Origin of the sequence: Actinophytocola sp. (assembly GCF_045807065.1) — a bacterium.
Lineage (GTDB): Bacteria > Actinomycetota > Actinomycetes > Mycobacteriales > Pseudonocardiaceae > Actinophytocola.
Genome location: NZ_JBJMIE010000347.1, coordinates 22,930 through 29,064, shown reverse-complemented (window position 1 = coordinate 29,064; position 6,135 = coordinate 22,930). Strand labels below are relative to the sequence as shown.

Sequence of the window (6,135 nt, the reverse complement as noted above, 5' to 3'; positions counted from 1 at the left end):
CCCTACCAGGGACAGCGGTGGAACGACGAGGAGATCGCCATCGCCACCCTCCTGGCGGACACGGCCGCCTGGGTGGACGGCGGGCCGCCCCCGTACCCGCTCGCCGACGGCATCCACGACCACCACGTGGCCCTGGCCATCGAGGCCGCGGCCGACCAGGACAGAACCACGCGCGTGGACGCGGAACCCTGGCACTGACCCAGAACACGAAGACATTTCCAGGACAGGCCGACATTCCGAAGTAGGCACGCGGTGATCGCCGAACCACTAGGTTGTGGCAATGCTACGGCGGATGTCACTTGTCGCGCTCGCACTCTGTGTGCTCTCGGGATGCAGCACGGCGCTCGCCGGTGAGGCGCGGCCGGACCTCGTGATCGGGGTGGCGCAGCGGACCGACGAGGGCCTGGCGGTCACCCCGCTGGTGCTGCTGGACCCCGCGCCCCTCTACAAGACCTCCGAGTACGACGACGTGGAGTCCGGCACCCGCCTGGTGGCGGTCCAGTTCAAGGTCACCAACACCGGCGAGCGGGACCAGCTCATCGGCCCGGTCGGCACCGTCAGCTTCCACACCGGCGACGGGAAGACCCTCGACGACTCCCTGCACGAGACCGCCGCGGGTCCCATGTTCGACCAGCTCCGGCTGGGCCCGGAACAGACCATGGTCGGCTACGTCACCGCCGAGATCCCCGAGGGCACCACCGTCGACGAGGTGGGCTTCTCGTACGGCTACGAGCCGCACGCGCAGACGCTCACGTGGCGGACGGCCGGCCAGGCCGTCAGGGCCGTCCCGGAGCCGCCGGCCAGGGAGGACGACAAGGCCACGGTCCACCGGATGGGGGAGGCGGTGAAGATCAGCGGCCAGACCGGCGAGGGCACGGTGACCCTCGAGGTGGCGCCCGGCAGGCTGGTCGACCCGGCCGAGGCGACCGACCAGGTGCGGCCGGGCCCGGAGCACCGGCTCGTCGGCGTCGAGTTCACCGTGTCGAACACCGGCGACCAGCCGTACGACGACATCGACAACGACGCCGACCTCCGCATCTTCGCGCTGCACGACAAGGCGGACGAGTTCGTGGAGTCCCACGTGTACGGCGCCTCGGAGGTGCACGGCATGCCCCTGGCACCCGGCGCCGACGACACGTGGACCGTCCTGTTCGAGGTCCCGGCGGACTTCGAGGTGGACCGGATCAGCTTCTCCCCGTCGTACGGGAGCAGGGTGGCGACCATCTGGCAAGCCAACTGACCGGGTGACTCAGCGTGCGGGGGACGTCCGGCGGTGTGATCGTGGGTGAGTGACCACCACGGAAACCGCGCCTGTCGCGGCGGACGCTGCGCCGCCCGTGCTGGACAACCGGCGCCGCAACATCGTCTTCCTGACGATCATGCTCGGCATGCTGCTGGCCGCGCTCGACCAGACGATCGTGGGCACGGCCCTGCCGACGATCGTCGCGGACCTCGGCGGCGCCGCGCACATGTCCTGGGTGGCGACCTCCTACCTGCTGGCCGAGACCGTGGCCACGGCGCTGGCCGGCAAGTTCGGCGACCTGTTCGGCCGCAAGCTGGTCTTCCAGGCCTCGACGGTCATCTTCATCACCGGCTCGTTCCTGTGCGGCACGGCCACGAACATGTCGCTGCTCGTCGCCTGGCGGGGGCTGCAGGGCGTCGGGGCCGGCGGGTTGATGGTCACCGCGATGGCGCTGATCGCCGACGTCATCCCGCTGCGCGAACGCGGCAGGTACCAGGGCGCGATGGGTGCCGTGTTCGGCGTGTCTACCGTCGTCGGGCCGCTGCTCGGCGGGCTGTTCACCGACCACCTGTCGTGGCGCTGGGCGTTCTACGTGAACGTGCCCATCGCGGTCGTCGTCGTGGTCGCGGCCGCGCGGACGATCCCCGTGGTGCGGTCGGTGAACCGGGTGGTCATCGACTACCTCGGCATCGCGCTCGTCGCCGTCGGCTCCAGTGCGCTGGTCCTCGCGACGAGCTGGGGCGGCAGCGAGTACGCGTGGGGCTCGGCCGTGATCGTCGGCCTGTTCGCGTGCGGCGCGGTCGCGCTCGCGCTGTTCTGCTGGGTCGAGACCCGCGCGGCCGAGCCGATGCTGCCGATGCGGTTGTTCGGCAACCCCGTGTTCGCGGTCTGCTCGCTGCTGAGCTTCATCGTCGGCTTCGCGATGCTCGGCGCGATGGTGTTCCTGCCGAGCTTCCTGCAGTACGTGGACGGCGACTCCGCGACGGTCGCCGGGGTGCGCACGCTGCCGCTGGTGCTCGGCCTGCTGGTCGCGTCGGTCTTCAGCGGCAACGTGATCAGCAAGACCGGGCGGTACCGGTACTTCCCGGTCGTCGGCTCGCTGGTGATGGCGTTGGGGCTGTACCTGCTGTCGCTGATGGGGCCGGGCACCAGCGGCTGGCGGACGTCGCTGTACATGGTGGTGCTCGGCGTCGGGCTGGGCCTGTGCATGCAGGTGCTGACGATCGCCGTGCAGAACACGGTCGAGTACGTCGACCTGGGCACCGCGACGTCCGGGGTGACGTTCTTCCGCACGCTGGGTGGCGCGTTCGGCACGGCCGTCTTCGGCACGATCTACACGAACGCCCTGACCCCGGACCTGACCTCGGCGGTCAGGACGGCCGCCACCACCGGCGCGGCCGACCCGAGGGTGATCGCGGCGGCCGCCCAGAGCCCCGCCGGCCTGCACGCGCTGCCGTCCGCCGCGAAGGAGCCGATCGTCGGGGCGTACGCCGACGCGCTGCAGACCGTGTTCACGTGGACGATCCCGGTGGCACTGCTGGGTTTCGTGGTGTCGCTGTTCCTCAAGCAGGTCCGGCTGCGGGACAGCGCGCGGCTGGGCTCGACGGACATGGGGGAGGGCTTCGGCTCCCCGTCGAGCTCGGACAGGCGGTGCCACCTGGAGGCGGCGGTCGGCCGGATCCTGCGCGACACCGAGGCGGACACCATGCGTCGCATCGTGGCCACCTCCGGCACCCGGCTGTGGGTGGCGAACGCGTGGGCGGTCATCCAGGTGGAGCTGGCCACCCGGCGGTTCGGCGTCGCGGACCTGGAGGTGATCGCCGCCCGGCGCCACATGCCGCCGGAGGTGCTGGCGCCGGTGTTCGACGCCCTGGTCGAGGAGGGCATGCTGACCCGCGAGGGGTGGCGGTACGCGCACACGGAGGCGGGCAGCCGGGAGGCCGAGCTGATCCGCCGCGCGTGGGCGACGTGGCTGGAGCAGCAGGTGGAGCAGGACATCGGCCGCCCACCGGACAATGACCTGCGGGAGGCGGTCGCGACCATCGCCCGCCGCCTGCTGTCCGAGGACGAGGCCATCGGCACGAGACCGGTGGCCGTGGCGACCAGCTGACCTGACACAGTCACGGGGTGCTCGACGACCTCAGGGACGACCTCACCGACGACGAGTCCGCCCTGGTCGACGCCGCCCGCGCCGGGCGGGTGCTGACCCCGGCCGCGCCGGTCCGGGCCGAGCTGGTCCGGGAGCTGCTGCTGGGCCGGCACGGCGAGCTGGACCCACGCGGCGTCCGCCTCCACGAAGCCCGGGTGGTCGGCCCGCTGGAGCTGGACTACGTCACGACCACGGCGGGCCTGGACCTCGTCGACTGCGACCTCGAGGAGCCGCTGGACGTCTCCAACGCGGTGCTGCCCCGGCTCGTGCTGTCCGGGAGCCGGCTCACCGGCATCCGGGGCACCAGCCTGCGGATCACCGGGGACGCGCGCCTGGACGGGATCGTCGTGACGGGATCGGGTGACCCCGGCGCGGTGCGGCTGCTGGGCGCCCGGGTCGGCGGCCTGCTCACCCTCGTGCGCGCGGAGGTGCGCAACGACTCCGGGCCCGCGCTGTACGCGGACGGCCTCCAGGTGGGCGGCACCCTCTTCCTCCGCGACGCCCGGCTGTTCGGGCACAGTCACCGAGGCGCGGTGCGCCTGCCCGGCGCGCACGTCGGCGGGGAGCTCAACATGGAGGGCATCGAGGTGCACAACAGCACCGGCGCCGCCGTGGACGGCCCCGAGCTGACCGTCGCCAACAACGTGCTGATCAGACGGGCGGTGCTCCACGGCCATGGCGAGGCGGGCGCGATCCGGTTGCGGGGCGCGCGGATCGGGGGCGTGCTCTCCATGGCCGACGCGGAGATCACCAACGACGCCGGCCCGGCCGTCCTCGCCAACCGGCTGCGCGCCGAGGGGCACCTGTCGTTCTCGGGTGCGGAGCTGTCCGGTACCGGCGCCGGCGGCCACGGCGCGCTCTCCGTCGTGAACGCCCGGCTGAGCAACGACTTCTACCTGGGTGACGTGCGGGTACGCAACGACTCCGGCCCGGCGGTGTTCGCGGACGGCGTACAGGTCGACGGCACCCTCATCGTGCTGCGGGCACGGCTGTGCGGTGCCGGCGAGGACGGGGCCGTCTGGCTCGTGGGTGCCCAGGTACGCGGACTCAGGCTGGCCGAGTCCGAGGTGCGCAACGAGTCCGGCCCGGCCCTGTTCGCCGACCGGCTCCAGGTGCGGGAGTTCGCGAGGCTGCAGGAGATGCGGCTGTCCGGGACGGGCCACGCCACGGTTCGGCTCGCCGGTGCCTCGGCCGGCGGTCAGTTCTCCCTGCTCGACACGACGATCGAGCACCCGGAGGGGGTGCTCCTCGACGTCAACGACTTCAGCTATGCCGCACTCGCCGGCGTGGACTGGCGGCGCTGGCTCGACCTGATCCGCTTCCACACCAGGGCATACCGGCCTTCGCCCTACCAGCAGCTCGCCGCGGTCGAGCGGGCCGCCGGGCACGACGGCAACGCACGCGACATCCTCATCAGCCAGCAACACGATCTCCGGCGTCGCGCCCCGCACGCCCTGGGCGGCCCGCTCACCCGCTCGTTCCACCGGCTGTGGGGCGCCGTCGCCGGGTACGGCTACCGCGCCCGCCGGACCGCCCTCGCCCTGCTGCTCGCGTTGATGGCGGCCAGCGGCGTGAGCCTGTGGGCCGGACACGTCACGACCGGCCCCGGCAGGCACGCCGCGGAACACACCATCACCACCGCCGCCCCGGGCACCCCGTGCTCGACGGTCGAACTGGTCGGGCTCGGGCTCGACCGCGGCCTCCCGCTCGGCCCGACCGGCCTGCGCAGCCGCTGCGACCTGGACACCGAGTCCACGGCGGGACAGGCGTTCACCGTCCTGCTGTGGATCGTGCAGGCCGCCATCTGGGGACTGGCCACGCTGGCCCTGGCCGGCTACACCGGCCTGATCCGCAAGATCGCCTGACCGGCGTACCGCCCGCGCTGCCGGACGCCTTCGCCGCGCCCGGCTTCAGCCATACACCTGGCCGTGGCCCGTGCCGTACAGCATCACGGTGTAGGTCTCCTGGTTGTCCTGGCCCGGGACCATCGAGTCCTCCTTCACCGAGATGCTCAGTGGCAGCGCGGCGATCGGCGCGGTCTCGGTGCCCACGTTGGACGGTTGGCCGGTGTGCACGTGGATGTCGATGTCGTTGTTGTAGCCGGGGTCCAGGTGCACCACGTCCACCCACGCGGTCGGGATGAACGCGCCGCCGCCGCGGTACTTGGCGCCGTACATCCAGAACACGCGCATGGTGATCGTCGTGTTCGACTCCCAGTTCTCACCGAACGGGTTCCAGACGTACCAGGAGCTGGTGTAGGTGATGTCCTTGTAGTTCGGGCCGGCGGCACCGGTGAGGTCGTTGACCCAGTCGGCGCCGTCGGGCACCGCGTTGGCCTGGTCGGCGTTGATGTTGACCACCGACTCGCTCTTCTCGACCAGCCACCAGGCGTCCTTGATCGCGTTGGTCACCGCGGTGACCTTGGCCAGCGCCCCGGTCATGACGCCCCCTCGTCCGCTCCGCGGCCCCGGAACGCTCCGCAGGCTCCGCTTCTCCGGTGCCCTCCGCGGTCGAGGTGCCGTCCTGAACAGCGATGATTCGCTCCGCAAGCTCCGCTCATGACGCCTCCTCCTCCTCGGTGATCTCCTCGACCTCGACCAGCTCTATCTGCTCGTCGGTCTCGGCGATCCCGCCGCCGCGGAACTCGACCCGCACCTGCTCGTCATCCGCCATGTCCTCGCCTTTCGCTAGCGTGTGGGCTCATTGAACGGCGCCGTGAGGTGATCGACCTTCCCTTTCGGGC

Annotated in this window: 5 protein-coding genes; 4 read left to right on the top strand and 1 reads right to left on the bottom strand. The window is 71.7% G+C overall.

Features of this window, described 5'->3' with window-relative positions; translation table 11 throughout:
• The 4 genes from ACJ73U_RS20295 to ACJ73U_RS20280 form a co-directional block, all read left to right on the top strand.
• Nucleotides 1–198, top strand: a 198-nt coding sequence (locus ACJ73U_RS20295) for a hypothetical protein (RefSeq protein WP_407779229.1), incomplete at its 5' end; no start/stop codon positions are given.
• A gap of 94 nt (nt 199–292) precedes the next feature.
• Nucleotides 293–1,240 carry a DUF4352 domain-containing protein gene (locus ACJ73U_RS20290; RefSeq protein WP_407779228.1) on the top strand — a complete coding sequence of 316 codons (948 nt, stop codon included), beginning with the start codon at nt 293–295 and terminating at the stop codon, nt 1,238–1,240.
• Nucleotides 1,241–1,289: 49 nt separating this feature from the next.
• Complete coding sequence (locus ACJ73U_RS20285; protein WP_407779227.1) at nt 1,290–3,353, top strand: MDR family MFS transporter; 2,064 nt, start codon at nt 1,290–1,292, stop codon at nt 3,351–3,353.
• Nucleotides 3,354–3,370: 17 nt separating this feature from the next.
• The gene (locus ACJ73U_RS20280) at nt 3,371–5,257 is read left to right on the top strand and encodes a hypothetical protein (RefSeq protein ID WP_407779226.1); all 1,887 of its coding nucleotides are present in this window, start codon (nt 3,371–3,373) and stop codon (nt 5,255–5,257) included.
• Between the two features lie 45 nt (nt 5,258–5,302).
• Here ACJ73U_RS20280 and ACJ73U_RS20275 read toward each other — a convergent pair whose 3' ends face one another.
• Nucleotides 5,303–5,833 carry a hypothetical protein gene (locus ACJ73U_RS20275; protein ID WP_407779225.1) on the bottom strand — a complete coding sequence of 177 codons (531 nt, stop codon included), beginning with the start codon at nt 5,831–5,833 and terminating at the stop codon, nt 5,303–5,305.
• Between the last annotated feature and the right edge of the window lie 302 nt (nt 5,834–6,135).

What these genes read in the sequence shown, in the direction of transcription:
- ACJ73U_RS20275 (WP_407779225.1), bottom strand. Translation starts at nt 5,833, where the DNA reads ATGACCGGGGCGCTGGCCAAGGTCACCGCGGTGACCAACGCGATCAAG.
- ACJ73U_RS20290 (WP_407779228.1), top strand. Translation starts at nt 293, where the DNA reads ATGTCACTTGTCGCGCTCGCACTCTGTGTGCTCTCGGGATGCAGCACG.